This is a genomic window from Streptomyces sp. Z26 (assembly GCF_003665095.1).
Taxonomy (GTDB): domain Bacteria; phylum Actinomycetota; class Actinomycetes; order Streptomycetales; family Streptomycetaceae; genus Streptomyces; species Streptomyces phytohabitans.
In genome coordinates this window covers 4,350,573-4,377,373 of the sequence record NZ_RCHV01000002.1, presented here as the reverse complement: position 1 = coordinate 4,377,373, position 26,801 = coordinate 4,350,573, and the positions used below count along the sequence as shown (strand labels likewise).

Genomic DNA, 26,801 nt, shown 5'->3' with positions numbered 1-26,801 from the left:
CCCATGAGAAAGGAACACGCCGCCATGGTCGATGCACCGGTGGTACCGAGCAAGCGGACCTGCCCGTTCGATCCGGCCGAAGAGTACGCCCGCCTCCGCGAGGAGGAGCCGATCAGCCCGATCACGTTCAAGATCGCGCCGAACGATCCGAACGGCTGGCTGGTCACCCGGCACGACTACGTACGCCAGATCCTGTCCGACAACCGCTTCAGCCACCGCAACGAGCTGTGCGCGCACCTGATCGAGCCGCCGTTCCCGATCGAGAAGTACGAGCCGGAGCCGTCCGCGCCGGGTTCGTTCGTCCGGATGGACAAGCCGGAGCACACCAAGTACCGGACGCACCTGGCCGGTCACTTCACGGTGCGCAAGATCCGCGAGTACGAGCCGACGCTCGCCGTGCTGATCGACGAGGTGCTGGACGAGCTGGCGACGAAGGAGCGGCCGGTCGACCTCATCAAGGAGTTCGCCGAGGTCATCCCGGCCCGTTCGGTGTGCTCGATGATGGGCGTACCGCCGGACATGGTCGCGGACATGTCCAAGCACTTCCACGCGATCTTCACCCTGGAGTTCTCCATGGAGGAGTTCGTCTTCCACATGGAGGAGGTGCAGAAGCTGCTCGTGCAGCTCGTCGAGAAGCGCATCGAGGAGCCCCTGGACGACATCTTCAGCCACCTGCTGGCCTCGGGTGACCTGACGGTCGACGAGATCGCCAACATGGCGTGGATCATCATCGGCGGCGCGCTGGACACCACCCCGAACATGCTGGGCCTGTCGACGTTCGCGCTGCTGGAGCACCCGGAGGAGCTGGCCCGGCTGCGGGCGGACCCGGAGCTGGCCGAGGGCTCCGTCGAGGAGCTGCTGCGCTATCTGACGGTGTCGCAGTTCGGCGCGAGCCGGGCGGCGTTGGAGGACGTGGAGATCGGCGGCGTCACCATCAAGAAGGGTCAGACGGTGGTGCTCTCGCTGCCGGCGGCCAACCGCGACCCGGACTTCTTCAAGGACGCCGACCACCTGGACGTGACCCGTTCCGCGCGCAAGCACGTCGCGTTCGGCTTCGGCATCCACCAGTGCCTCGGCCAGCACCTGGCGCGGGCCACGCTCCGCATCGGCCTGACGAAGCTGTTCGACCGCTTCCCGACGCTGCGGCTCGCGGTCGACGCGTCCGAGGTCCCCCTGCGGGAACGGGCGATGCACTACGGCGCGAACTCGCTCCTGGTCACCTGGGACGACTGAGCGCCCCTGAGACAGCGGATGCGGGCAGTGGGCGCGGCGGCGTCCACTGCCCGCATCCGTCATTTCCGGCGGCCCCCGGGTGCCGCGCCCGCCGCCGGAACGCGCCGGTGCAGGTCGTCGTGCAGGTTCCGCATCGCCGTACGGAAGATCTCCGCCCGGTGCTCGCCGAGGAACGCGGTGTGCCCGAACACCTCCAGCACGACCAGCCCGTGCAGGTGGCCCCACGCGGAGAGGAAGAGTGCCATCGCGGGCGCGGGCAGGACCTGCATGCTCTCGCGCGGCGGCTGGTCCGCGAAGTCCCGTAGCCCGGCGGAGAGTTCGGGCGTCTCGGCCGCCGCGAGCTGCGCGGTGGTGTAGCGGCCGAACAGCTCCGCCGCGAAGAGCTCGCTCATCCGCCGGAGCGCCTGCGTCGTCGGCCCCTCGACGGGCGCCTCGTAGTCCCGCAGCGGCGCGCCGTAGAGCAGCTGGAAGCGCTCGGGGTGGTCGATGGCCCAGCGCCGGTACGCCTCGGCGGCGACGACGAACCGCGGCAGCGCCGGGCCCTCCCCCGCCGCGCCCGCGTCCCCCCGTTCCCCCTCCCCCGCCGGGTCCGGCTCGGCCATCGCCGCCTGCACGGCGTCGGCCAGGTCGTCGTACGCCTTGGTGATGAGCGCCGTGACGAGGGCGTCCCGGTTCGGGAAGTAGTGGTAGAGCGCCTGCACGGTCATGCCGAGGCTCCGCGCGACGGCCCGCAGGGACAGGGCCGACGGCCCGCGGTCGGTGATCTGCTGCTCGGCGGCGCCGAGTATCTCCCGTACGGCGGCGGCCCGGCGCCGCTGCCGCAGGGAGGTGGGCGCCGTTGCTGGTGGCTCTGGAGGCATGAGGCGACCGTACGTCGATCTTGCCGTTACGTCACCAGGGTGATGAAACCTGTCAAGAAATTCTCACACTGCCAAATCTTCTTTGACCCCGCTAGCGTCGCGGTGCGGGACGACGGACCGACCGCCGACACCGGCGGAACGGGCCCCGCGTCACCGCTCTTTCCAGGTCGCCAGCGCGAGCACGGGTACGCCCGCACGCGTCTGCCCGGCCGCCGCACCGCGCATGGGGAACCTCAAGGAGACCGGTCGTGTTCGAACGTATAGCGGAACTCACCATTCGCCGGGCGAGATGGGTGCTCGCGCTCACCGTCGTCGCCGTGGTGGCCATGGGCGCGCTGGGCGCGGGGGCGTTCAGCACGCTGCTGGGCGGCGGTTACGACGACCCGTCGTCCGAGTCCAGCCGGGCCACGAAGGTGCTCGACGAGAAGTTCGGCGGCGAGACCAACCTGATCCTGCTCGTCCGCGCCGCCGACGGCCGCGTCGACGCCCCGGACGCCCGGGACCGCGGCGAGGCGCTCGTACGGGAGCTGCGCGGCGAACGGGACCTGGAGAACGTCGTCTCGTACTGGGACACCGGCAGCTCCGACCTGCGCTCCCGCGACGGACGGGAGGCGATCGTCCTCGCCAACGTCAAGGGGAAGGACAAGGAGCTGGAGGAGAACAGCGAGCGGATCATCGACGCGTACGGCGGCACGTACGGCGAGGGCGAGGGGAACGGCGACGGCGCCGCGCTCACCGTACGGGTCGGCGGCGGCGCCAGCGTGAGCGCCGACATGGGGTCGCAGACGGAGAAGGACCTGGTGCTGGCCGAGTCCATCGCCGTGCCGCTGATCCTGCTGCTGCTCCTCGTCGTCTTCGGCACGGTGGTCGCCGCGCTGCTGCCGCTGGCCATCGCGGTCATCGCCATCGTGGGCGTCTTCGCGGAGCTGTACGTGCTCGGCAGCGTCACCGACGTGTCCATCATCGCGATCAACCTGACGACGGCCCTCGGTCTCGGACTCGGCGTCGACTACGCCCTGTTGATGATCAGCCGCTTCCGCGAGCAGCTGGCGTCGGGGGCGACCGTCGAGGACGCCGTACGCAAGACGATGAGCACGGCGGGCCGTACGGTCGCGTTCTCCGCCGCGACGGTTGCGGCGGCACTGGCGGCGCTGATGGTGTTCCCGCAGTACTTCCTCCGGTCGTTCGGCTACGCGGGCGTGGGCGTCGTGGCCGTCTCGGCCGTCAGCACGCTCCTGGTGATGCCCGCCCTGCTCACCGTCCTGGGGCACCGGATCAACAGCGGCCGCATGCCCTGGTACCGGCCGGGCCGCACCTCGACCCGTACGCCGCTGTGGGGCCGCCTGGCCCGCACCGTGATGCGGCGGCCCGCGCTCACCGCGCTGCCCGTGCTGGCGGTGCTGCTGCTGGCGGCGAGCCCGCTGCTGGGCATCACGTTCAGCACGCCGGACGAGCGGGTGCTGCCCGAGGACGCCGAGAGCCGACAGGTCACCGAGACGCTGCGGGAGGACTTCAACGGCAGTGAGGACGGCGCGCTGCACGTCGTCTTCGACGAGCCGGTGGGCGAACGGGCGCTGGCACCGTACGCGGCCCGCCTGTCCGGCCTGGACGGCGTGCTCCGCGTCGAGGCGAGCACCGGCGTCCACAGCGACGGGAACACCACCGCGACCGGCCCCGGCAACCCGGCACTGGGCCGGCCCGACGGGCAGCAGCTCACCGTGGTCAGCTCCCTCACCCCGAAGTCCGACGCGGCGAAGGACCTGGTCGAGAAGGTGCGTACGGCGCCCGCGCCCGCCGGGGCGGAGCCGCTGGTGGGCGGCGCCGACGCGGAACTCGTCGACTCGAACGACTCCATCGCCGCCGAACTGCCGCTCGCCGTCACGCTGATCGCCGTCAGCACGTTCGTCCTGCTGTTCCTCTTCACCGGCAGCGTCGTACAGCCGCTGCGCGCCCTGGTCCTCAACCTGATCAGCCTGGGGGCCACCGTCGGCGTCATGACGTGGATGTTCCAGGACGGCCACCTGTCGTCCGCGCTGGGCTTCACCCCACAGCCGATGGAGACGTCGATGACGGTGCTGATGTTCTGCATCGCGTTCGGCCTGTCGATGGACTACGAGGTGTTCGTCACCAGCCGCATCAAGGAACTCCACGAGCTGGGCGAGGACAACGAGTCGGCCGTGGCGAACGGGCTCGGCCACACCGGCCGCATCGTCAGCGCGGCGGCCCTGCTCATCGCGGTGAGCTTCTTCGCCTTCGGCACCTCGGAGATCAGCTTCATGCAGATGTTCGGCCTGGGCAGCGGCCTGGCCATCCTCATCGACGCGATCGCCGTCCGCGGCGTGCTCGTACCGGCCGCGATGCGGCTGCTGGGCCGGTCCGCCTGGTACGCGCCGGGCTTCCTGCGCGCCTTCCACGCGCGGTTCGGGCTGAGCGAGAGCGGCCCCGAGCAGGACCCCGTACCCGCGCCGAGCGCGCCGTACGCGAAGGACTCGGCGGGGGTCTGACCACGCACGTCCGTCGGCGGCGAGCCGAGGGACCGGGGCGGGGGCCCACGGGGGCGGACGCGCGAACCCGCGCGCCCGCCCCCGCGCACGCGCGCTGGTGGTCAGGCCGGGGTGCGGGCGGCTCGCCAGGCGCGGTGGTGGGTCTCCGGGGCGTCGGTGAACGCGAGGTGCCGGGGGCGCCAGCCGAGCATCCGGTGGGCCTTGGCGCTGGTCACCAACTCGTCCTGGTCGGCGGCCAGTTGCAGCATCCCACCCGCCTCCGCCGACTCCCGCGCGACCTCCCCGGCCCAACCGGCGGCCCGTACGGCGGCGTACTGGAGGTCGAGGGCGCGCGTCCGCTGGTCGTCGGCCACGACGAAGACCTCCCCGTCGACGGCCATCGGGTCGTCCAGCACGCGGACGTACGCGTCGGCGAGGTCGTCGACGTGCACCCAGCTCCAGCGCTTGGTGGTGTCGCCGTGGAAGACGGGGCGGCCCGCCTCGGCGGCGGCGAACCACTCGCCGGTCAGGGACGTGGTGGCGGCGCCGCCGTAGAGGAAGCCGGGGCGGACCACGGTGTGCGGCAGGCCGGACGCGGCCAACTCCCGTTCCAGGGCGAGGCGGAAGGCGAGCGGGCTCGCGGGGTCACCGGGCGTCCGCTCGTCCATCAGCGGCGAACCGGTGCGCCCGTACGCGGAGATGCCCGTCGTGTAGACGAGATGGCGGGCGCGTCCGTCGCGCTCCCGCGCGGCGGCCAGCTCCGCGAACAGCCGCCGGTCGCTGCCGACGGGGTCGCCCGCCTCCAGCAGCAGGTGCACCACCGCGTCCGTACCGTCGAGGTGGCCGCGCCAGCTCTCCGGCCGGGCGAAGTCGCCCCGCACGGGGTTCACTTCAGCGACGGTGAGGCGGCGGGCGGCCGGGGAGTCGGGGTCGCGGGTGAGGCCGCGGACGGTGTGCCCGGCGCGGGCGAGGGCGGCGGAGACGTGCTGGCCGGCGTAGCCGGTGGCGCCGATGACGAGGATCTGCATGCTGCTGCTCCGTGGTGCGTACGAAGGGGCTTTCGGGGAGGCGCGTACGAGGGCCGGGGCCCGCGTACGGGGGCCGGGCTACGGGACCGGCGCGCGGTGCGGGGCGGCCTCGGCGGTGAGGAAGCGGGCCAGCCGGTCGGCCGTCCAGCGCGGGTTGTCGGCGGCGAAGGTGTGCCCGGCGCCGGGCACGGTGTCGGCCCGTATGTCGGTCGCCACCGCCCGCGCGCCGTCGAGCAACACCCCTTGCGGCAGGCCGTGTTCGCCGTTCAGCACCAGTACGGGCATGGGCAGCGGGCCGGTGGCCGCGCGGGCGGCGCGCGCCGCGCGGCCGTCCTCGACCAGCGAGGCGTAGTGCTCGAATCCGCCGCGCATGGCGTCGGGCGCGGTGTAGGCGCGGAGGAGTTCGGCGCGGTCGGCGCGGGTGAGGCCGCCGCAGCTCATCATGGACCAGTAGCCGTCGAGGTAACGCTCCTCGCGGCCCTCGGTGAGCATCGCGGCCAGTTCGCTGCGCGCGTGGAAGCCGAAGTGCCAGTGGCCGCCGGTGGCCGGGTTCATCAGCTCCTCCAGCCCGTGGCCGGGGAGCGCCGACTCCGCGAGGACCAGGGCCCGTACGTCGTCCGGGTACGCGGCGGCCCACGTGTACGCGGTCATGGCGCCGACGTCGGTCCCGACCACGTACGCCTCGTCGTGCCCGAGCCGTCGCAGCAGCCGGTGGAGGTCGTCGGCCTCGGCGCGCTTGTCCCAGTGCCCGGCGGGGATCGCGGAGTCGCCGGAGCCGCGCAGGTCGGGGGCGATGACGGTGAAGCCGTGGGCGGCCAGCTGCGGCAGCAGGGCGCGCCACTCGATCCAGGTGAACGGCCAGCCGTGCAGGAGGACGACGGCGGGGCCGTCGCCACCGGTGACGTGGTGGAGCCGTACGCCGTCGACGTCCGTGTCGCCGTGGCGGAAGCCGGGCGGGGCGGCCATCGGCGCGACGGGCGGCGGCGCGACCGGCACCGGCGGGACAGAGGGCGGAACGGGGGGCGAGGGCATGGCGACCTCCAGAAAGTTGCTTGCGTCGGCAATAATGCAGCTGATTGATTGCCTCGTCAAATACACTGCCCGCATGCCCGCCTCACCCCCGTCCCCGAAGCCCTCCCCCTCCCCGTCCGGCCCGCCGCCCGCGCCGCTCTCCCCCGACGAGCAGCGGCTCTGGCAGAGCCTCGGCCGCCTCGCCCACGCCCTGCCGCGCGTGCTGGAGGACGACATGTCGCGTACGGGCCTCACGATGACCGAGTTCGCCGTACTGCACCTGCTCGGCGCCGCCCCCGACCGGCGGCTGCGGATGTCCGCGCTGGCCGACGCCGCCGGGCTGACGCCGTCCCGGATCACCCGCGTCGTCGACGGCCTCGGCAAGCACGGGCTCGTACGGAAGGAGCGGCACGGGCAGGACGCGCGCGGCAGCGAGGCCGTACTCACCGACGCCGGGCTGCGCACCATGGAGGCCGCCCAGCCCGCCCATCTGGCCAGCGCCCGGCGCCGCGTGCTGGACCGCGTCCCCGCCGAGCAGGTGCCCGCCCTCGCCGAGACCCTCGCCGCACTGGCCGACTCCCTCGCCCAGGGGCACCGCCCCCACACCCGCTGACCCCGGCGCGGCGCGAGTCCACTCGACGGCGGGCCGTACGGAACGCAGCGAACGGCCGCTCCCGCGCGGGGTGCGGCCGTTCGCCCTTCCGTCGCTCCGGCTTCCGCCTGTCCCCTGGGGGGGAGGGGAGAGACGGGCGGCGACGGGGCACGGAGGGTGCCCGTTCAGCGTCCCAGGGGGACGGCTGCGGTGTTCTTCTTCAACGGTTCCCACCAGGCGCGGTTGTCGCGGTACCAGGCGACGGTCTCCGCGAGGCCGGTCGTGAAGTCCTTCCGCGGGTGGTAGCCCAGCTCGGTGCGGAGCTTCGTCCAGTCCAGGGCGTAACGCCGGTCGTGGCCCTTGCGGTCCGCGACGTGCTCGACCATGTCCCAGCCCGCGCCGCACGCGTCGAGCAGCAGCTGCGTCAGCTCCTTGTTGCTCAACTCGGTGCCGCCGCCGATGTGGTAGACCTCGCCCGCGCGCCCGGCCCGGCGCACCCGCTCGATGCCCTGCACGTGGTCGTCGATGTGCAGCCAGTCCCGTACGTTGCCGCCGTCGCCGTACAGCGGCACCGGCAGGCCGTCCAGCAGGTTCGTGATGAACAGCGGGATGACCTTCTCCGGGAAGTGGTGGTGCCCGTAGTTGTTGGAGCAGCGGGTGACGCGGACGTCGAGGCCGTGGGTGCGGTGGTACGAGAGGGCCAGCAGGTCGCTGGACGCCTTGGCCGCCGCGTACGGGGAGTTGGGCGCGAGCGGCCACTCCTCCGTCCACTCCCCCTCGTCGATCGACCCGTACACCTCGTCCGTGGAGACGTGCACGAAGCTCCGTACGCCGTGCCGCAGCGCCGCGTCGAGCATGACCTGCGTGCCCAGCACGTTGGTGCGGACGAACTCGGTGGAGCTGAGGATCGACCGGTCGACGTGCGACTCGGCGGCGAAGTGCACGATCTGGTCGTGCTCGGCGGCGAGCGAGTCGACCAGCTCCGCGTCGCAGATGTCGCCCTGGACGAAGCGGAAGCCGTCGTGCCCCTTCACCTCCTGGAGGTTGGTGAGCGTCCCGGCGTACGTGAGCTTGTCCAGCACCGTGACGCGTACGCCGCCGGGCCCGTCCGGGCCGAGCAGGGTGCGCACGTAGTGGGAGCCGATGAAACCGGCGCCGCCGGTGACGAGGAGACGCGTCACGTCGCCCCCTTCGGACGGGGTGGTCGGGTCGCTCATGACGAGATCTGCACCTTGCCGTGGTCACCGATGACGAGCCGGTGCGTGGCGGGCACGCGGGGCGCGTACGAGACGGCGACGTGGCGGCCGACGAGCGAGCCCTCCACCCGGCGTATGCCCTCGAACGACGCGTCGCTCATCACGATGGAGAACTCGATCTCGCTGTTGCGGACCGTGCAGTTCTCCGCGATGGACGTGGACGGGCCGATGTAGCTGTTCTCCACGACCGTGCCGCTGCCGATGGTGGCGGGGCCGACGATCCGGGAGCCGCGTACGGTGGCGCCCGCGTCGATGCGGACGCGGCCGACGATCTCGCTGGCGTCGTCCACGTCGCCCTCGATACGGGTCTCCAGCCGCTCCAGGAGCGTGCAGTTGACCTCCAGCATGTCCGGGACGTTCCCGGTGTCCTTCCAGTAGCCGGTGATCATCGTGGAGCGGACGTCGCGTCCCTCCTCGATGAGCACCTTGATCGCGTCGGTGATCTCCAGCTCGCCGCGCCAGGACGGCTCGATGGCGTCGACGGCCGCGTGCACGGCGGGGGTGAAGAGGTACACCCCGGCGATCGCGAGATCGCTCTTGGGGTGCGCGGGCTTCTCCTCCAGCGCGGAGATCCGGCCCTCGTCGTCCAGCGTGGCCACGCCGAACGAGGAGGGGTCGGACACCTTCGTCAGCAGGATGCGCGCGTCCGGACGCTCCCGCTGGAAGTCCTTCACCAGCTCCGTGATGCCGTCGAAGACGAAGTTGTCCCCGAGGTACATCACGAAGTCGTCGTCCGCGAGGAAGTCGCGGGCGATGGCGACGGCGTGGGCCAGGCCCAGCGGGGAGTCCTGCCGGAGGTAGGTGACCTCCAGGCCGAACTCCGCGCCGTCACCGACGGCCTGCCGGATCTCCGGCTCCGTCTGCCCGACGATCATGCCGACCTCGGTGATCCCGGCGGCGGCGATGGCTTCGAGCCCGTAGAACAGGATGGGCTTGTTGGCGACGGGAACGAGCTGCTTCGCGGACGTGTGGGTGATGGGCCGCAGACGCGTACCCGATCCCCCCGAGAGCACCAGTGCCTTCACGATTCCATCCCGGTGGTGTGTGCTGCGCTGTGGGTGGACTTCAGTCGAAGTCCACAGTGATGGCGCGGGACGGGCACATCAGCTCCGCCTCCTCCGCCATGTCGGCCTTCTCCTCCGGCGGCTCGGCGACGAGGAGGTTCACCCGGCCGTTGGACTCGTCCTGCTCGAACAGCTCGTCGGCCGCCAGTACGCAGTTACCGGCGCCCACGCACCTGTTCCTGTCCACCGTGATCTTCATCGTGGTCCTCGGTCCTTTCCGGTGTCGCGGTGCGCTGCCCGCCGGTACGGGTCGTCCCCGCACACCGCGCGCAGGTCTCCCATCGTGGTGGGTGTCCCCGCCGGTGTATCCCGTCGCCGTCAGGGTCTGGGGAATCGCTCAGACAATCGCGTACGGCCGTACCCGCTGGTCCGTACGGCCGTCACGCCCGTACCCCGGTCACGCCCGTGCCGCCGCGCGCTCCGCGCGGTGCTCCGCGACGACCTCCTCCAGCCGCGCCACCAGCTCCGCCGGGCTGGGCAGCCGGGCCGCCTCGGCCTGGAGCGCGCGGGCCGCCTCGGCGTACGACGGCTCCTCGACGAGCCGCCGCACCGCGTCCCGTACGTACGCCGCGTCGGCGTCCTTCCAGTGCGCGAAGTCGCCCGCCCCGGCGTCGCGCAGGCCGGTGCCGCGCAGCTGGTGGTCGGAGATGTACGTGGACAGGACGAGCTGCGGCACGCCGTGCGCCAGCGCGGTGGCGTACGAGCCGAAGCCGCCGTGGTGGATGATCGCGGAGCAGGTGGGGAGCAGCGTGTTGAGGGCGACTCCGTGGACGGCGCGCGCGTTGCCGGGGAGGGTGCCGAGCTTCTCGATCTGCGCCTCGGAGAGGGTGCAGACGACCTCGACGTCCAGGTCGGCGAGGGCCTCGCAGATGTCGGGCACGGAGACGAAGTCGGTGCCGTAGTCCTCGCTGTTGGACGTGCCGAGGGTGAGGCACACGCGGGGCCGCGCGGGCTTCTCGCGCAGCCACTCGGTGACGACGGCGTGGCCGTTGTAGGGGACGTAGCGCATGTCGACGACGTCGAGGTCGGACGGCAGGCGCAGGCTGGGCGGCATGGTGTCGAGGGTGAACCGGCCGTTCGCCAGCTCCTCGTCGTACTCGACACCGGCGGCGGCGCAGCGGTCCGTCAGCCACTCGGCCAGCGGGTCGTTCTGCTCCTCCGGCGGGGCGTCGGGCAGCATCGCGAGGTACGTGTGCCGCGTACGGGCCCACACGTCGGCGCACCACAGCAGCCGCGCGTGCGCGGCGTCGCAGGCACGGGCCGCGATGCCGCCGGCGTACGCCAGCGGGTCGCGGATCACCAGGTCGGGCCGCCACTCCCGGGCGACGGCGACGAGGTCGTCGATCATCGGGTCGTTGTAGGCGGTGACGCCGTGGTTGACGCTGATGTCGTAGCGGAACTTGATGTCCTTCCACGAGATGTCGCCCTGCTCGGTGCGGCTCCAGTTGGCCGTCTCGATGTCCTGCGTCCAGGGGTGGGCGGCCATCTGCTCGTGGAGGAGGGTGTTGACCTCGCCGACCGGTACGGCGGTGAGCCCGGCGCGGGTTGTGGTCTCGGTGAGGAGCGAGGTCGACGCGACCCGGACCTCGTGCCCGGCCGCGGTCAGCGCCCAGGCCAGCGGCGCCTGGCAGTACAGGTGGGACTTCTCCGCCAGGCTGACGAACAGGACACGCATGGGACTACTCCGGTGATGAGGCCCGTACGGGTACGGGTGCGGACTCGGGTGCGAGTGCGAGTGCGGCTACGGGTGCGGGGCGGGCAGTCGGTCGGGGCCCGGTACGGGGCGGGGGCGGTGGACGCCCCCGTCCCGTACCGGCTGGTCCGGCGCGTACCGGCTGGTCCGGCTGGTCCGGCTGGTCCGGTCAGGCGCCCCCGAGTTCGTTGTCGATGAAGTCGAACAGCTCGTCGTCCGACGCGCCCTCGACCCGGCTCTCCACACTGCCCTCGGCGGGACCCGCCGCGCCCAGCCGGTCGAGCAGCGTCTGGAGCCGGGTGGACAGCTCGGTGCGGGCCGCGTCGTCCCGCACGATCCGGTCGAACTCCGCCTCCCACGTGTCCAGCCCGCCGAGCAGCCCGCCGGACGCGTCGGCGGTGCCGTTCGCCGTGGGCCCCGAGGGCTCCGGCGGCGCCGCCTTGGCGAGCAGGTGCGCGGCCAGCACGGGCGGCGACGGGTAGTCGAACAGCAGCGTCGCGGGCAGCCGTACGCCCGCGAGGGCGCCGAGCCGGTTGCGCAGCTCCACGGCGGTCAGCGAGTCGAACCCCAGCTCCAGGAAGCCGCGTTCGGGGTCGAGCGCGTCGGCCGAGGCGTGGCCGAGGACGAGCGCGGCCTGGGTGAGGACGAGGTCCAGTACCGCCGACGGGCGCTCCGCCAGCGGCAGTTCGGCCAGCTGCTCCCGCAACCCGACGGTCTGCTCGGCCCGTTCGGGGCCGGCGGACGCGGCGGCGGACACGGCCCGCCGGGCGCGCGGCGGCGCCAGGCGGTGCAGCAGGTGCGGGACGCCGCCGTCGGGCGCCCTGAGCCCGGCGATGTCCAACTGGGCGGGCACCAGGTGCGGTTCACCCGTCGCCAGCGCCGCGTCCAGCAGGGCCAGGGCCTCGTCGGTGGCCATCGGACGCACGCCGCCGCGCGCCATGCGGTGCAGGTCGGCGCCGTCCAACTTGCCCGTCATGCCGCTGCGTTCCGCCCACAGGCCCCAGCCGAGGGAGGTGGCGGGGCGGCCGTGGGCGCGCAGCCGGGCGGCGTGGGCGTCCAGGAAGGCGTTGGCCGCCGAGTAGTTGGCCTGTCCGGCGCCGCCGAGGGTCCCCGCGAGCGACGAGTACAGCACGAAGGCCGACAGGTCCAGGTCCCGGGTGGCGTCGTCCAGGTTGAGTACGGCGTCCACCTTGGCGCGCAGCACGGGCTCCAGGCGCTCGGGGGTGAGCGCCGCGAACACGCCGTCGTCCAGTACGCCCGCCGTGTGGAAGACGGCCGTCAGCGGGTGCGCGTCGGGCACGGTCTCCAGCAGCGCGGTGAGCTGCGCCCGGTCCGCGACGTCGCAGGCGGCGAGGGTCACCTCGGCGCCCTCCGCGCGCAGTTCGGCGCACAGCTCGGGCATGCCCTCGGCCTCGGCGCCGCGCCTGCTGGCGAGGAGCAGCGACCGTACGCCGTGCGCGGCCACCAGGTGCCGGGCCAGCAGCTTGCCCAGCATGCCGCTGGCGCCGGTGACCAGGACGGTGCCGCCGTCGGTGAAGCCGGTGAACGGCCCGGTGGCGGCGGTGGCCTCGGTCGCGGTGGCGTCGGCTCCGGTGTCCCCGGCCGCGAGCTCCTGCGCGGTGACGCGGACGAGGCGGGGCACCGACAGGGCGCCGTCGCGCAGCGCCGACTCCGGTTCGCCGGTGGCCAGCGCGCGGTTCAGGGCGCCGTACGAGGCGTCCGTCCCGTCGTGGTCCAGCAGCGCGAAGCGGCCGGGGTTCTCCGTACGGGCCGCACGCAGCAGCCCCCACACCGCGGCCTCCGCCGCGGCCGGAGCCGCGCCGGCGCCGGTGCCGGTGCCGGTGCCGGTGCCGGTGCCGGTGCTGGTGCCGGTGCCGGTGCCGGGGGCGACGGCCCCGCGGGTGCACAGGACGAGCCGCGAGTCCGCGAACCGCTCGTCGGCGAGCCAGTCCTGCGCCACCGCGAGGGCGCGCGCCGTGGCGCGGCGCACCGCGTCGGCGGTGCCCGTGGCGCCGGTGTCCGTGCCGTCGGCGGCGGGCGCCAGCGGCGCCAGCGGCGCCAGCACGGTCTCCGGTACGGGCAGTCCGGCGGCGACGGCCGCGCCGAGCGCGGCGACGGTCGCGTACGCGCCGTCGGGCGTGCCCAGTTCGGCCAGGTCGTCGGCGGCGCCGACGACGGCGACGCGGCCGGTGTACGCCTCGGGCAGCGGCAGTGCGGTCCACTCGACGCGGTGCAGGCCGCGCGGGCCGCTGCCGGGAGCGGCCAGCTGGCCGCCGCCCACGGCGCGCAGCGCGAGGCCGCCGACGGTGGCGACGGGTGCGCCGGTGGTGTCGGTGACCTGCACGGCGTACGTGGTCTCCGGTCCGCCGTCCGAACCGCCCCCGCCCGTGCCTCCGTCCGCCGCCGCGCCGTCCGAGCGCGGGTGCGGCGTGAGCCGTACGCGCAGCGCGGTGGCGCCCGTCGCGGCCAGCGCCACCCCGGTGAAGCTGAACGGCGCCACCGCGCGGCCCGCCGCGTCCGGCGCGAGCGCGAGCGTGTGCAGCGCCGCGTCGAGCAACGCCGGGTGCAGCGCGAACCGTTCGGCCGCCACGTGCTGCTCCTGGTCGAGGGCGACCTCCGCGTACACGGTGCCGCCGTCCCGCCAGGCCGCCGTCAGCCCGCGGAAGGCGGGCCCGTAGTCGAAGGCGCGGGCGGCGATGTCCTCGTAGAGGCCGGTGACGTCGACGGGTTCGGCGCCGGGCGGCGGCCACGCCGTCAGGTCCCGCTGCTCCGCGGGGGTGTCCGTGAGCACGCCGGTGGCGTGCCGCGTCCACTCCGCGTACGGGTCGCCGTCCGGCCGCGAGTGCACCGTGACGGCGCGGCCACCGGTGGAGTCCGTTCCCTGCACGGCGAGTTGGAGCTGTACGGCGCCCGACGCGGGCAGGATCAGCGGCTGCTCCAGCGTGAACTCCTCGACCTGCGCGGCCCCCACCCGTTCGCACGCCTGGAGCGCCAGCTCCAGGAAGGCGGTGCCGGGGAAGACGGCGTTGCCGTCGAAGGCGTGGTCCGCGAGCCACTGCTGGCGGCTGACGGACACCAGGCCGGTGAAGACCGCGCCCTCGCCGCCCGCGAGCGGCACGACGGCGGCCAGCAGCGGGTGCCCGGCGGCCTCCAGGCCGGTCGCGGCCATCTCCTGCCCGCTGTCGGAAGCCTCCAGCCAGTACCGCTGCTGCTGGAACGGGTACGTCGGCAGGTCGACCGTACGGGCGCCCAACGGGGCGAGCACGCCCGCCCAGTTGAGGCCGTGGCCGTGGACGTGCAGCCGGGCCAGCGCGGTGGTGACGGACTCGGCGTCGTCGGTGCCGCGCCGCAGCAGGGGCACCAGCAGCGGCGCGGGCGCGCCCGACGCCACGGGGGCCCCCTCGGCGTCGGCGGCCTCGGCGTGCTCCGCGAGGCAGTCGCCCGCCATGGCGGTCAGCACCCCGTCCGGGCCCAGCTCCACGAAGGTGCCGACGCCCTCGCCCGCGAGCAGCCGTACGCCGTCGTGGAAGCGGACGGCCTGCCGCACGTGCCGTACCCAGTAGTCGGCGGTGCGCAGGTCGTCGCCGGTGGCGAGGCGGCCGGTGACGTTGGAGACGACGGGAATCCGCGGCTCCTCGTACGTGAGCCGCCCGGCCAGCCGCCCGAACTCCTCCAGCATCCCCTCCATGTGCGCGGAGTGGAACGCGTGGCTGACGGTGAGCCGCTTCGTCTTGCGGCCGTCGGCGGCGAGCGCCTCGGCGACCTCCGTCACCGCGTCCTCGTCGCCGGAGAGGACGGCCGCGCGGGGCCCGTTGAGGGCGGCGACGGACACGCGGTCGCCGTACGGCTCCAGCAGCGGCAGCAGTTCCTCCTCCGTCGCCCGCACGGAGACCATGGCGCCCGGGACGGCGGTGCCGTCGTCCGAGATCCGGCCGGGCAGCGCCTGCATGAGGCGGCCCCGGGCGGCGACCAGCGCGCACGCGTCGTCGAGGGACAGGACCCCGGCGACGTGCGCGGCGGCCAGTTCGCCGACGGAGTGGCCGAGGAGGTAGTCGGGGTGCGTCCCGTACGACTCCAGCAGCCGGAACAGCGCCACCTCCAGCGCGAACAGCCCGGCCTGCGTGTACGCGGTCCGGTCGAGCAGCCCGGCGGGCTGCGTGTCCGGGTCCGCGAACAGCACCTCGCGCAGCTGCCGTTCGACGGGCGCGTCGGAACGGCCCTCCAGCGGTGTGTCCAGGTGCGCGTCCAGGTGGGCGCAGACCTCGTCCAGCGCGTCCGCGAACACGGGCGACGTGTCGTACAGGCGGCGGCCCGCTGCGGCCCGCTGCGCGCCCTGCCCGGTGAACAGCAGCGCCGTCTTCCCGCCGCGCGCGCGGCCGGTGATCAGCCGCGGGTGCTCGGTGCCCGCCGCGAGCGCGGCCAGCGCCTCCGCCATGTCCGCGGCGGCGGCCTCCGCCGCCGGGGACGCGCCGGTGCCGGGCGTGCCCAGCGTGGCCAGGCCGATGACCGCGGCCCGGTCCTCGAACCCGGCGCGCGTCGTCGCCAGCGACAGCGCCACGTCGGCGGCGCACGGCGCGCCGGGCCCGCCGGGGGCTCCGGCCGCCGCCAGGTGCGCGCCGAGCCGTGCGGCCTGCTCCCGCAGCGCCGCCTCGCCCCGGCCGGACAGCAGCCACGGCACGGGCACGCGCGACACGCCGTCCACGGCGGTGCCGGCGTCCAGCGCCTCGGCGGCGGGCGCGGGTGCCGGTACGGAGACGGCGGGCTCCGGTTCGGGCCCGGCCTCCTCCAGGATCACGTGCGCGTTGGTGCCGCTGATGCCGAACGCGGACACGCCCGCCCGGCGCGGCTCGTCCGTACGGGCCCACTCCCGCTGCTCCTGGAGCAGCCGTACGGTGCCCGCCGACCAGTCGATGTGCGGGGACACCTCGTCGGCGTGCAGGGTCCGCGGGAGGGCGCCCTCCGCGAGCGACATCACCATCTTGATGACCCCGGCGATGCCGGAAGCGGCCTGCGTGTGGCCGATGTTGGACTTGACCGCGCCGAGCCAGAGCGGCTTCTCCGGCGTGTGCGCCTGCCCGTAGACCGTCATCAGGGCCTGCGCCTCGATGGGGTCGCCGAGCGACGTGCCGGTGCCGTGCGCCTCGACGGCGTCGACCTGGCCGGGCTCCAGCCCGGCCTGGCCCAGCGCGGCACGGATGACGCGCTGCTGCGACGGACCGTTGGGGGCGGTGAGGCCGTTGGACGCGCCGTCCTGGTTGACGGCGGAGCCCTTGACGACGGCCAGTACGCGGTGCCCGTTGGCGCGCGCGTCCGACAGCCGCTCCAGCAGCACCAGGCCGACGCCCTCGGCCCAGCCCGCGCCGTCGGCGTCCGCGCTGAACGCCTTGCAGCGCCCGTCGGGCGCCAACGCCCGCTGGCGGCTGAACTCGATGAACGTGTCCGGCGTCGAGATCACCGTCACGCCACCCGCGAGCGCCATCGAGCACTCGCCGCTGCGCAGCGCCTGCGCCGCCTGGTGCAGCGCGACGAGCGACGACGAGCAGGCCGTGTCGACGGTCACCGCCGGGCCCTCCAGCCCGAAGGTGTACGCGATGCGGCCGGACGCGACGCTGCTGGCGCTGCCCGTCGCGAGGTAGCCCTCCATGCCCTCGGGGGCGCGGCGGACGCGGGAGCCGTAGTCGTTGTAGTTGGAGCCGACGAACACCCCGGACTGGGTGCCGCGTACGGACACCGGGTCGATGCCCGCCCGCTCGAACGCCTCCCACGCCGTCTCCAGCAGCAGCCGGTGCTGCGGGTCGATGGCGAGCGCCTCGCGGGGCGAGATGCCGAAGAACGCCGGGTCGAAGTGGTCGGCCTCGTAGAGGAATCCGCCGTCACGCGAGTAGAACGTGCCGGGCTTGTCCGGGTCCGGGTCGTACAGCCCGTCCACGTCCCAGCCGCGGTTCTCCGGGAACGGCCCGATCGCGTCCGTACCGTCCGCCACCAGCCGCCACAGGTCCTCCGGGGACCGTACGCCGCCGGGGAAGCGGCAGCCCATGCCGACGATGACCACCGGGTCGCGGTCCACCGCGACGACGGGGGCGGCGGTGGCGCCCGACTCGTAACCGTCCGCGAAGAGTTCGCCGTGCAGGAACGTCGCCAGCGCGCTCGCCGTCGGGTGGTCGAACGCCATCGTGACGGGCAGCCGCAGGCCGGTGGCCTCACCGAGCCGGTTGCGCAGCTCGACCGCCGTCAGCGACTCGAAGCCCAGGTCGCGGAAGGCCCGCGTCTCCGGCACCGCCTCCACCCGGTCGAAGCCGAGCACGGCCGCGGCCTGCGCCCGTACGGCCTCCAGCAGCGCGCCGCGCCGCTCGCCCGCGCTCAACGCCGCCAACTGCCGTACGAGCGGCGCCGCGTCCTCGGGCGCCGCGTTCTCCTTGCGGGTCGCGCTCTCCTCCAGCTGCGCCTCGGGCAGTTCCCGGAGGGCGGCGGCGACCCGGGCCGCCGCGACGCGCCAGTCGACGTCCGCGACGACGACGAACGTGTCCCGCTGGTCCAACGCGTTCTGCAACGCGGAGATCGCCAGGCCGGGGTCCATCGGGGGGACGCCGAGGTGGCGCAGGTTCTCCGCCAGCTCCTCGTCGACGAGACCGCCGCCCGCCCACGCGCCCCACGCGACGGAGGTGGCGGGCAGGCCGTCGGCGCGGCGGCGTTCCGCGAGGCCGTCGAGGTACGCGTTCGCCGCGGCGTAACTGCCCTGGCCGGGGCCGCCGAGCGTGCCCGCCATGGACGAGAACAGCACGAACGCCGACAGCTCCAGGTGCCGCGTCGCCTCGTGCAGCACCTGCGCCGCGTCCACCTTGGGCCGCAGTACGGCCGCCGCGCGCTCCGGGACGAGCGCGTCGAGCATGCCGTCGTCGATGATGCCCGCCGTGTGCACCACGGCCGTCAGCGGCTGCCCGCCGGGCAGGTCGGCCAGGAGCGCGTCGACCGCCGCGCGGTCGGCCACGTCGCAGGCGACCGCCGTGGCGGCGGTGCCGGACGCGGCCAGTTCCGCGACGAGTTCGGCCGCGCCGGGGGCGTCGGCGCCCCGGCGGCTGGCCAGTACGACGTGGTCGGCGCCGCCGCGCGCGAGCCAGCGCGCCACGTGGCCGCCGAGGCCGCCCGTACCGCCGGTCACCAGCACGGTGCCGGTGGGGCGCCACGGCTCCACGTCCGCCGGGCCGTTGACGGCGCGCAGCATGCGGCGCGCGAACACGCCGGACGGGCGCACCGCGACCTGGTCCTCGTCCAGCTCGCCGGAGAGCACGGTGAGGAGACGGCGGGCCGCGCGGTGGTCGACCTTCTCGGGCAGGTCGATGAGGCCGCCCCAGCGCTGCGGGTACTCGAACGCCGCGATCCGGCCCAGCCCCCAGGTCATCGCCTGCGTGGGGCTGGTCAGCGTGTCGGGGCGGCTGACCGTCACGGCGCCGCGCGTGGCGCACCACAGGGGCGCGTCGACACCCGCGTCGCCGAGGGCCTGGAGCAGCGTCGTGGTCAGCACGAGGCTGGTGGGCAGCGCCTGGTCCTCGCGCCAGCGCCGCTCGTCGAGCGGGACGAGGGAGAGGATGCCGGACAGGGCGCCCTGCACCTCCGTACGCAGCCGGTCGGCCAGCCAGTCGCGGTCGGCGTCGTTCTTGCCGACGACGAGGGTCTGCGTCTGCGCGCCGCTGACGGCGAGCGCCTCGAACATCCGCTCCACGAGCGGGTCCTCCTGGTGCGCGTCGGGTACGACGACGAGCCAGGTGCCGTTCAGGGAGGCGTTCGACGAGGCGGGCGTGGCACGCCAGGCGACGCGGTAGCGCCAGCCGTCCACGATGCTGGCCTGCTGCCGTTCACGCCGCCAGGAGGAGAGCGCGGCGACGACGCTGTGCAGGGACTCGCGGTCGAGCGAGATGTCGAACTCGCTGGCGAGCCCGTCGATGTCCTCGGACTCGATCGTCTCCCAGAACTTCGCGTCCACCACGTCGAGGGCACCGGCCGTCTGCGGGACGGGCGCGGGGGCCGGGGCGGACTCCAGCCAGTAGTGCTGGCGTTGGAAGGGGTAGGTGGGGAGGCCGACGGGGGTGGCGGGGCGGCGGTCGGCGGGGAACGCCGGGGACCAGTCCACCTCCACGCCATGCGCCCACAGGTGACCCAGGGAGGCGTAGAGGCGGTCGAGGCCGCCCTCGTCCCGGCGGAGCGTGCCCGTCACCGTCACCTCGGTGTCGGTCGCCTCAGCCGTGTCCTGCACCGGAACCGTGAGCACGGGGTGCGGGCTCATCTCCGCGAACGCACGATGACCATCCTCGATCAACGACCTGATCGCGGGCTCCAGTTGCACCGTCTGCCGCAGATTCGTGTACCAGTAGTCCGCGTCCACCAGGGTGTCCGCGTCCAGCCAGTCACCCGTGACGGTGGAGAAGAACGGCACGGACGGCACACGCGGCTGGACCGGCGCGAGAGCGGTCAGGATATCGTCGCGGATGCTCTCCACATGCGCCGAGTGGGAGGCGTAGTCCACCTCGATACGACGCGCACGGATCTCCCGCTCGTCGCAGTGGGCGCGGAGTTCGTCGAGGGCGTCGGCGTCACCCGAAACCACCACAGCGGAGGGCCCGTTGACGGCGGCGACCGAGATACGGCCGTCCCACCCGGAGATCAACTCATCCACCTCGGCACGAGGCTTCGCCACCGACACCATGCCACCACGACCCGCAAGCGCCGTAATGGTCTGACTCCGCAACGCCACCACACGCGCCGCGTCCTCGATCGACAACGCGCCCGACACACACGCGGCGGCGATCTCACCCTGCGAATGACCCACGACAGCGGCGGGCTGGACACCGTACGAGCGCCACACCTCCGCCAACGACACCATCACCGCCCACAACACCGGCTGCACGACATCCACCCGGTCAAACCCCGGAGCACCTTCGACGCCCCGCAACACACCGGACAACGACCAGTCCACGAACGGCGCCAACGCCGCATCACACTCAGCGAACCGCGCCGCGAACACCGGCGAGGAATCGAGGAGTTCACGCCCCATACCCACCCACTGCGCACCCTGACCCGGGAACACGAACACCGGACCACGACCCGACCCGTCCTCCGGCACCCCGACGGAGGTCCCGGTGGCGATGTCGCCGAGGCGCGCCACGAAGGTGTCCACGTCGGCGGCGGCCACGACGGCGCGGTGCTCGAACTCGGCACGCCCGTTCAGCAGCGCGTGGCCGACGCCCGACACGTCCGGACGGCCCGCCTCCACGAACGCGGCCAACCGCTGCGCCTGCTCCCGCAGGGCCTCCGCCGAACGCGCCGACAGCACCCACGGCACCACACCCGCGCCGTCCTCCACGGCCACCGGTTCCGCCTCGACCTCCGGCGGCTCCTCGATGATCAGGTGCGCGTTCGTACCGCTGACGCCGAACGACGAGACGCCCACGCGCCGCGGGTGCCCGTTCCGCTCCCACGGGCGGGCCTCCGCCAGCAGCTCCACGGCACCGCTGGACCAGTCGACGTGCGGCGACGGCTCGTCCAGGTGCAGCGACCGGGGCAGCAGGCCGTGCCGGAACGCCTCGATCATCTTGATGACGCCCGCGACGCCCGAAGCGGCCTGCGCGTGCCCGATGTTGGACTTCACGGAGCCCAGCCACAGCGGCTCGCGCCCGGCCTCCCGCTCCTCGCCGTACGTGGCGAGCAGCGCCTGCGCCTCGATCGGGTCGCCCAGCTTCGTACCCGTACCGTGCGCCTCCACCGCGTCCACGTCACCGGGCTCCAGGCCCGCGTTGGCGAGGGCGGCGCGGATGACGCGCTGCTGCGACGGGCCGTTGGGCGCGGTCAGACCGTTCGACGCGCCGTCCTGGTTGATCGCGGAACCCCGCACGACGCCCAGCACCTGGTGCCCGTTCGCCCGCGCGTCCGACAGCCGTTCCAGGACGATCATGCCCGCGCCCTCGGCCATGCCCATGCCGTCCGCCGAGGCGGCGAACGCCTTGCACCGCCCGTCGCGGGCCAGGCCGCGCTGGCGGCTGAAGCCGATGAGCCCGATGGGCTCGCCCATGACGGCCGCCGCGCCCGCGAGGGCGAGGGTGCACTCGCCGCTGCGCAGCGCCTGTACGGCGAGGTGCGTGGCGACGAGCGACGACGAGCAGCCGGTGTCCATGGTCACCGCCGGGCCCTCCAGGCCCAGGGTGTACGAGATGCGGCCGGAGGCGATGCTCGTCACCGTGCCGGTGATGAGGTGGCCCTCCAGGCCCTCGGGCGGGGCGGCGGTGTTGCCGTAGCCCTGGTAGGCGGCGCCGACGAACACGCCGGTCGCGGTGCCGTGCAGGCTCTTGGGGTCGATACCGGCGCGCTCCAGCGCCTCCCACGACGTCTCCAGCAGCAGCCGCTGCTGCGGGTCCATCGCGAGGGCCTCGCGCGGCGAGATCCCGAAGAACGCGGCGTCGAACTCGCCCGCGTCCTCCAGGAATCCGCCCTCACGCGCGTACGTGGTGCCGACGGTGTCCGGGTTCGGGTCGTAGAGCCGCTCGACGTCCCAGCCACGGTCCGTGGGCAGCGGCGACACGACGTCCAGCTCGTCGCGTACGACGCGCCACAGGTCCTCCGGGGACTGCACGCCGCCGGGGAAACGGCAGCTCATGGCGACGATCGCGATCGGCTCGTCGTCCACGGTGCCGGCGGTGCCGGTCGGCAGCGGCCGTACGACGGTGCCGGGCGCGGCCGGGCCGGACGCGGCGTCGCCGATCAGCTTGACGGCGAGGTGCCCGGCGAGGGTCCGGACGTTCGGGTAGTCGAAGACGACGGTCGCGGCGAGCTTCAGGCCCGTCGCGGCGTTGAGGCGGTTGCGCAGCTCGACGGCCGTCAGCGAATCGAAGCCCAGCTCCTTGAACGCGCGCGTGGCGGACACGTCCGAGCTGTCGGTGAAGCCGAGGGCCCCGGCGACGTGGACGCGTACGAGGTCGACGAGCGTACGTTCCCGCTCCCCCGCGTCCATGCCCAGCAGCTGCGTCTGGAGCGTCGCGGACGCGCTCTGCGCGCCCTCCGTCTCGGCCTCGTCGGCCGCCATCAGCTCCGCGACGTCCGGCACCTCGTGCAGCAGCGGCCGGGAGTGGGTGGCGGTGAACACCGGGACGAAGCGCGGCCAGTCGATGTCCGCGACGGCGAGGAACGTCTCGTCGTCGTCGAGCGCCTGCTCCAGGCCCTGCACGGCGAGACCCGCGTCCATGAACGGGATGCCCCGCCACTTCAGCTGCTCCTTCACCACCTCGACGGCCATGCCGCCGCCCTCGGGGCTCCAGATGCCCCACGGGATGGTCGTACCGGCGAGTCCGCGCGCGCGGCGGTGGTCGGCGAGGGCGTCGACGTACGCGTTGGACGCGGCGTACGCGCCGTGGTCGCCGCTGCCCCACACGCCCGCGACGGACGAGTACAGCACGAACGCGTCGAGCCCGTCGCGGTCGAACACCACGTCCAGGTTCTGCGCGCCGAGGAGCTTGGCGCGGGCGCCCTCGTCGAAGTCGTCCATGCTGACGTCCGCGACCGGCACCAGCAGGCCGTAGCCCGCGGTGTGCACGACCGTGCGGAACGCCGGGCCGTCCGCCTCCACCTGCTCGACCAGGGCGCGCACCTGCGCGCGGTCGGTGACGTCGCAGGCGGCGACGGTGACGCGGGCGCCCAACGCGGTGAGTTCGTCGCGGAGTTCGGCCGCGCCCGGCGCGTCCATGCCGCGGCGGCTGGTCAGCACCAGGTGCTCGGCGCCCCGGCGGGCGAGGAGCCGCGCGGTGTGTGCGCCGAGGCCGCCCGTACCGCCGGTGATGAGCGCGCTGCCGCTCGTACGCCACGGCTCGCGGGGCGTACGGGGGGTGGCGCGCGGGGTGCGGACGAGGCGGCGGTCGTACGGGCCGGAGGGGCGGAGGGCCACCTGGTCCTCGTCGCCGCCCTCCGCGAACTTCGCGGTGAGCAGCCCGGCGACGGTGTCGTCGAGCGCGGCGGGCAGGTCGACCAACCCGCCCCAGAGCGCGGGGTGTTCGAGGGCGACGACCCGGCCGAAGCCCCAGACGGCGGCCTGCATCGGGTGGTGCACCGGGTCGTCGGCGAGACCGGTGGTGTGGGACTCGGTGGTGAGCATCCAGATCGGCGCCTCGACACCGGTCGCGAGCAGGCCCTGCGTGAACGCGAGGGACAGCGCGAGGCCGACGGTGACGCCCTCGTGGCCGGGCTGGTGCGCCTCGTCGAGGGCGAGGAGGGACACGATGCCGCGCGGGTCGGCGCCGAACTCGCCGGAGGACAGCAGCTGTTGGAGCTTCTCCGCCACGGAACCGTCGTCGACGGCGGACGCGTCGAGCGTCAGCACGCTGACGCGGGCGCCCGCGGCGGCGACGGCCTCCCTGACCTGGCCGACGAGTACGTGGTCGCGCTGGGCGGCGGGGACGACGAGCAGCCAGTCGCCGTCCAGGACACCGGACTTGGGGAGTTGGCGGGGGCGCCACACGATGCGGTAGCGCCAGCTGTCGAGGGTCGCGCGCCGCTGGCGGTCGCGGCGCCAGGAGGAGAGGGCGGGCAGCACCTCACCGAGGGAGCCGGGGTCGGTGATGCCGAGGGTTCCGGCGAGGGCTTCGAGGTCCTCGCGTTCGACGGTCTCCCAGAACTGCGCGTCGACCGGGTCCGCCGCGACCTTCGCGTCCGGCACCTCCAACCAGAAACGCTGCCGCTGGAACGCGTACGTAGGCAGGTCGACGACATTCGGGCGGCACGCCGCGAACGCCGGGGACCAGTCCACCTCCACACCATGCGCCCACAGGTGACCCAGGGAGGCGTAGAGGCGGTCGAGACCGCCCTCGTCCCGGCGGAGCGTGCCCGTCACCGTCACCTCGGTGTCGGTCGCCTCAGCCGTGTCCTGCACCGGAACCGTGAGCACGGGGTGCGGGCTCATCTCCGCGAACGCACGATGACCATCCTCGATCAACGACCTGATCGCGGGCTCCAGTTGCACCGTCTGCCGCAGATTCGTGTACCAGTAGTCCGCGTCCACCAGGGTGTCCGCGTCCAGCCAGTCACCCGTGACGGTGGAGAAGAACGGCACGGACGGCACACGCGGCTGGACCGGCGCGAGAGCGGTGAGGATGTCGTCGCGGATGCTCTCCACATGCGCCGAGTGGGAGGCGTAGTCCACCTCGATACGACGCGCACGGATCTCCCGCTCGTCGCAGTGGGCGCGGAGTTCATCGAGGGCGTCGGCGTCACCCGAAACCACCACAGCGGAGGGCCCGTTGACGGCGGCGACCGAGATACGGCCGTCCCACCCGGCGATCAACTCATCCACCTCGGCACGGGGCTTCGCCACCGACACCATGCCACCACGACCCGCAAGCGCCGTAATGGTCTGACTCCGCAACGCCACCACACGCGCCGCGTCCTCGATCGACAACGCGCCCGACACACACGCGGCAGCGATCTCACCCTGCGAATGACCCACGACAGCGGCGGGCTGCACACCGTACGAGCGCCACACCTCCGCCAACGACACCATCACCGCCCACAACACCGGCTGCACGACGTCCACCCGGTCAAACCCCGGAGCGCCCTCAACACCCCGCAACACACCGGACAACGACCAGTCCACGAACGGCGCCAACGCCGCGTCACACTCAGCGAACCGCGCCTTGAACACCGGCGAGGAGTCGAGGAGTTCACGCCCCATACCCACCCACTGCGCACCCTGACCCGGGAACACGAACACCACATCCGGGCTCTCACCCGAGGTCTCGTCCACCCCCTGCACAGCCCCGGCGGGCAGCTCACCACGCGCCACCGCGCGCAGCCGCTCCACCAACCCGTCCACGTCCGAACCGGTCACGACCGCACGGTGCTCCAACCCCGCACGCGCCACCACCAACGAATGACCCACATCCGCCACACCCGCACCCGCACCGGCCGCGAAATCCGCCAACCGCTCCGCCTGCGCACGCAACGCCTCCCCCGAACGCCCCGACACCACCCAGGGGATCGGGCTGCCCGCGGGGGGCGCCGTCGCGGCGGCCTCCTCCGCGTCGACGTCGGCGGCGGCGGCGAGTACGGCGGCGGTGACCGCGGCCTTCTCCTCCGCCGGGCTGTCCGCGTCCTCGATGGACGCGTCGGCGGCGGGTGCCTGCTCCAGTACGACGTGCGCGTTGGTGCCGCTGCCGCCGAACGACGAGACGCCCGCGCGGCGCGGCGCGTCGCCCGTGTCGGGCCACTGCCGCTGCTCGGTGAGCAGCCGTACGGTGCCGACCTCCCAGTCGACGTGCGGCGTGGGGTCGTCCGCGAAGAGGGACTTGGGCAGGACGCCGTGCTGGAGCGCCTGCACCATCTTGATGACGCCGGCCATGCCGGAGGCGGCCTGCGTGTGGCCGATGTTGGACTTCACGGAGCCGAGCCACAGCGGGCGTTCGGGCTTGTGCGCCTTGCCGTACGTGGCGCTGAGCGCGTCGGCCTCGATGGGGTCGCCGAGCTTCGTGCCGGTGCCGTGGGCCTCGACGACGTCCACGTCGCCGGGCTCCAGCCGGGCGTTGGCGAGGGCGGCGCGGATGACGCGCTGCTGGGAGGGGCCGTTGGGCGCGGTCAGACCGTTCGACGCGCCGTCCTGGTTGATCGCGGAACCCTTGAGGACGGCCAGCACCTGGTGCCCGTTCCGCCGCGCGTCGGACAGCCGCTCCAGCAGCAGGACACCGACGCCCTCACCCCACCCCGTACCGTCCGCACCCGCCGCGAACGGCTTGCACCGACCGTCCGGCGCCAACCCCCGCTGACGGCTGAACTCCACGAAGTTACGGGTGGACGACATGACGGTGGCACCGGCGGCGAGCGCCATGGTGCAGTCCTCGTCGCGGAGGGACTGGATCGCGAGGTGCAGTGCCACCAGCGACGACGAGCACATGGTGTCGAGGGTGACGGCCGGGCCCTCCAGGCCGAAGTGGTACGCGACGCGCCCCGACAGCACGGCCGCCGAACCGCCGGTGAGGAGGTGGCCCTCGACCTCGTCGGGCGCCATGGAGCCGTCCACGGCGTAGCCCTGGTTGCTGGACCCGACGAAGACGCCCGCCCTGCTGCCGCGCAGCGTGCCGGGGTCGATCCCGGCGCGCTCGAAGACCTCCCACACGGTCTCCATCAGGAGCCGCTGCTGCGGGTCCATGGCCAGCGCCTCGCGCGGGGAGATCTCGAAGAAGGGCGCGTCGAAGTCGGCGGCGTCGTAGAGGAAGCCGCCCTCGCGCACGTAGCTGGTGCCGAGCTGGTCCGGGTCCGGGTCGTAGAGCGCGTCCAGGTCCCAGCCGCGGTCGGTGGGCAGCGGACCGATGGCGTCGGTGCCGTCGGTGACCAGCTGCCACAGCTGCTCCGGGCTGGTGACGCCACCGGGCCAGCGGCAGGCCATCGAGACAACGGCGATCGGCTCGTGCTGCCGTGATTCGACCTCGGACAGCTTGCGGCGGGTCTGCCGCAGGTCCGTGGTGACCCGCTTGAGGTAATCGCGGAGCTTGTCCTCGTTGTTGTCCATGGTGAAGCGTCAGCCCTTCAAGAAACGGGATGTCTGCACGTGCTGG

The 26,801-nt window shown here is 73.6% G+C and carries 11 protein-coding genes; 3 read left to right on the top strand and 8 right to left on the bottom strand.

Annotated features, from left to right (window positions below):
- Positions 1–24 precede the first annotated feature (24 nt).
- Entirely contained in the window at positions 25–1,233 is a 1,209-nt protein-coding gene (locus D7M15_RS19370) for a cytochrome P450 (protein WP_121518670.1), read from the top strand.
- 59 nt (positions 1,234–1,292) lie between these two features.
- Here the strand turns inward: D7M15_RS19370 and D7M15_RS19365 are convergent, their stop codons facing one another.
- Positions 1,293–2,093, bottom strand: a complete 801-nt coding sequence (locus D7M15_RS19365) for a TetR/AcrR family transcriptional regulator (protein WP_121518669.1) — start codon at positions 2,091–2,093, stop codon at positions 1,293–1,295.
- Positions 2,094–2,341: 248 nt separating this feature from the next.
- Between D7M15_RS19365 and D7M15_RS19360 the strand changes: the two genes are divergently transcribed.
- Positions 2,342–4,597 (top strand): MMPL family transporter, encoded by a 2,256-nt coding sequence (locus D7M15_RS19360; protein ID WP_121518668.1) that lies wholly within the window; start codon positions 2,342–2,344, stop codon positions 4,595–4,597.
- A gap of 101 nt (positions 4,598–4,698) precedes the next feature.
- Here the strand turns inward: D7M15_RS19360 and D7M15_RS19355 are convergent, their stop codons facing one another.
- Positions 4,699–5,604, bottom strand: coding sequence for an NAD-dependent epimerase/dehydratase family protein (locus tag D7M15_RS19355; protein WP_121518667.1), 906 nt, complete (start codon positions 5,602–5,604; stop codon positions 4,699–4,701).
- Positions 5,605–5,682: 78 nt separating this feature from the next.
- Entirely contained in the window at positions 5,683–6,636 is a 954-nt protein-coding gene (locus tag D7M15_RS19350; protein ID WP_165906294.1) for an alpha/beta hydrolase, read from the bottom strand.
- 73 nt (positions 6,637–6,709) lie between these two features.
- On the opposite strand from D7M15_RS19350, the gene D7M15_RS19345 reads away from it, so the two are divergent.
- The gene (locus tag D7M15_RS19345; protein ID WP_206337390.1) at positions 6,710–7,228 is read left to right on the top strand and encodes a MarR family transcriptional regulator; all 519 of its coding nucleotides are present in this window, start codon (positions 6,710–6,712) and stop codon (positions 7,226–7,228) included.
- Positions 7,229–7,392: 164 nt separating this feature from the next.
- Here the strand turns inward: D7M15_RS19345 and rfbB are convergent, their stop codons facing one another.
- From rfbB to D7M15_RS19320, 5 genes are all read right to left on the bottom strand, one after another.
- Positions 7,393–8,424 carry a dTDP-glucose 4,6-dehydratase gene (gene rfbB, locus D7M15_RS19340; protein ID WP_121518665.1) on the bottom strand — a complete coding sequence of 344 codons (1,032 nt, stop codon included), beginning with the start codon at positions 8,422–8,424 and terminating at the stop codon, positions 7,393–7,395.
- On the bottom strand, positions 8,421–9,488 hold the full coding sequence (locus tag D7M15_RS19335; RefSeq protein WP_121518664.1) for a glucose-1-phosphate thymidylyltransferase: 1,068 nt from the start codon (positions 9,486–9,488) through the stop codon (positions 8,421–8,423). The genes rfbB and D7M15_RS19335 overlap by 4 nt, the downstream gene beginning before the upstream one ends.
- Positions 9,489–9,528: 40 nt before the next feature.
- Positions 9,529–9,726, bottom strand: a complete 198-nt coding sequence (locus D7M15_RS19330) for a ferredoxin (protein WP_121518663.1) — start codon at positions 9,724–9,726, stop codon at positions 9,529–9,531.
- 198 nt (positions 9,727–9,924) lie between these two features.
- Positions 9,925–11,202 (bottom strand): activator-dependent family glycosyltransferase, encoded by a 1,278-nt coding sequence (locus tag D7M15_RS19325; RefSeq protein ID WP_121518662.1) that lies wholly within the window; start codon positions 11,200–11,202, stop codon positions 9,925–9,927.
- 187 nt (positions 11,203–11,389) lie between these two features.
- The gene (locus tag D7M15_RS19320) at positions 11,390–26,755 is read right to left on the bottom strand and encodes a type I polyketide synthase (RefSeq protein WP_121518661.1); all 15,366 of its coding nucleotides are present in this window, start codon (positions 26,753–26,755) and stop codon (positions 11,390–11,392) included.
- Positions 26,756–26,801: the final 46 nt, after the last annotated feature.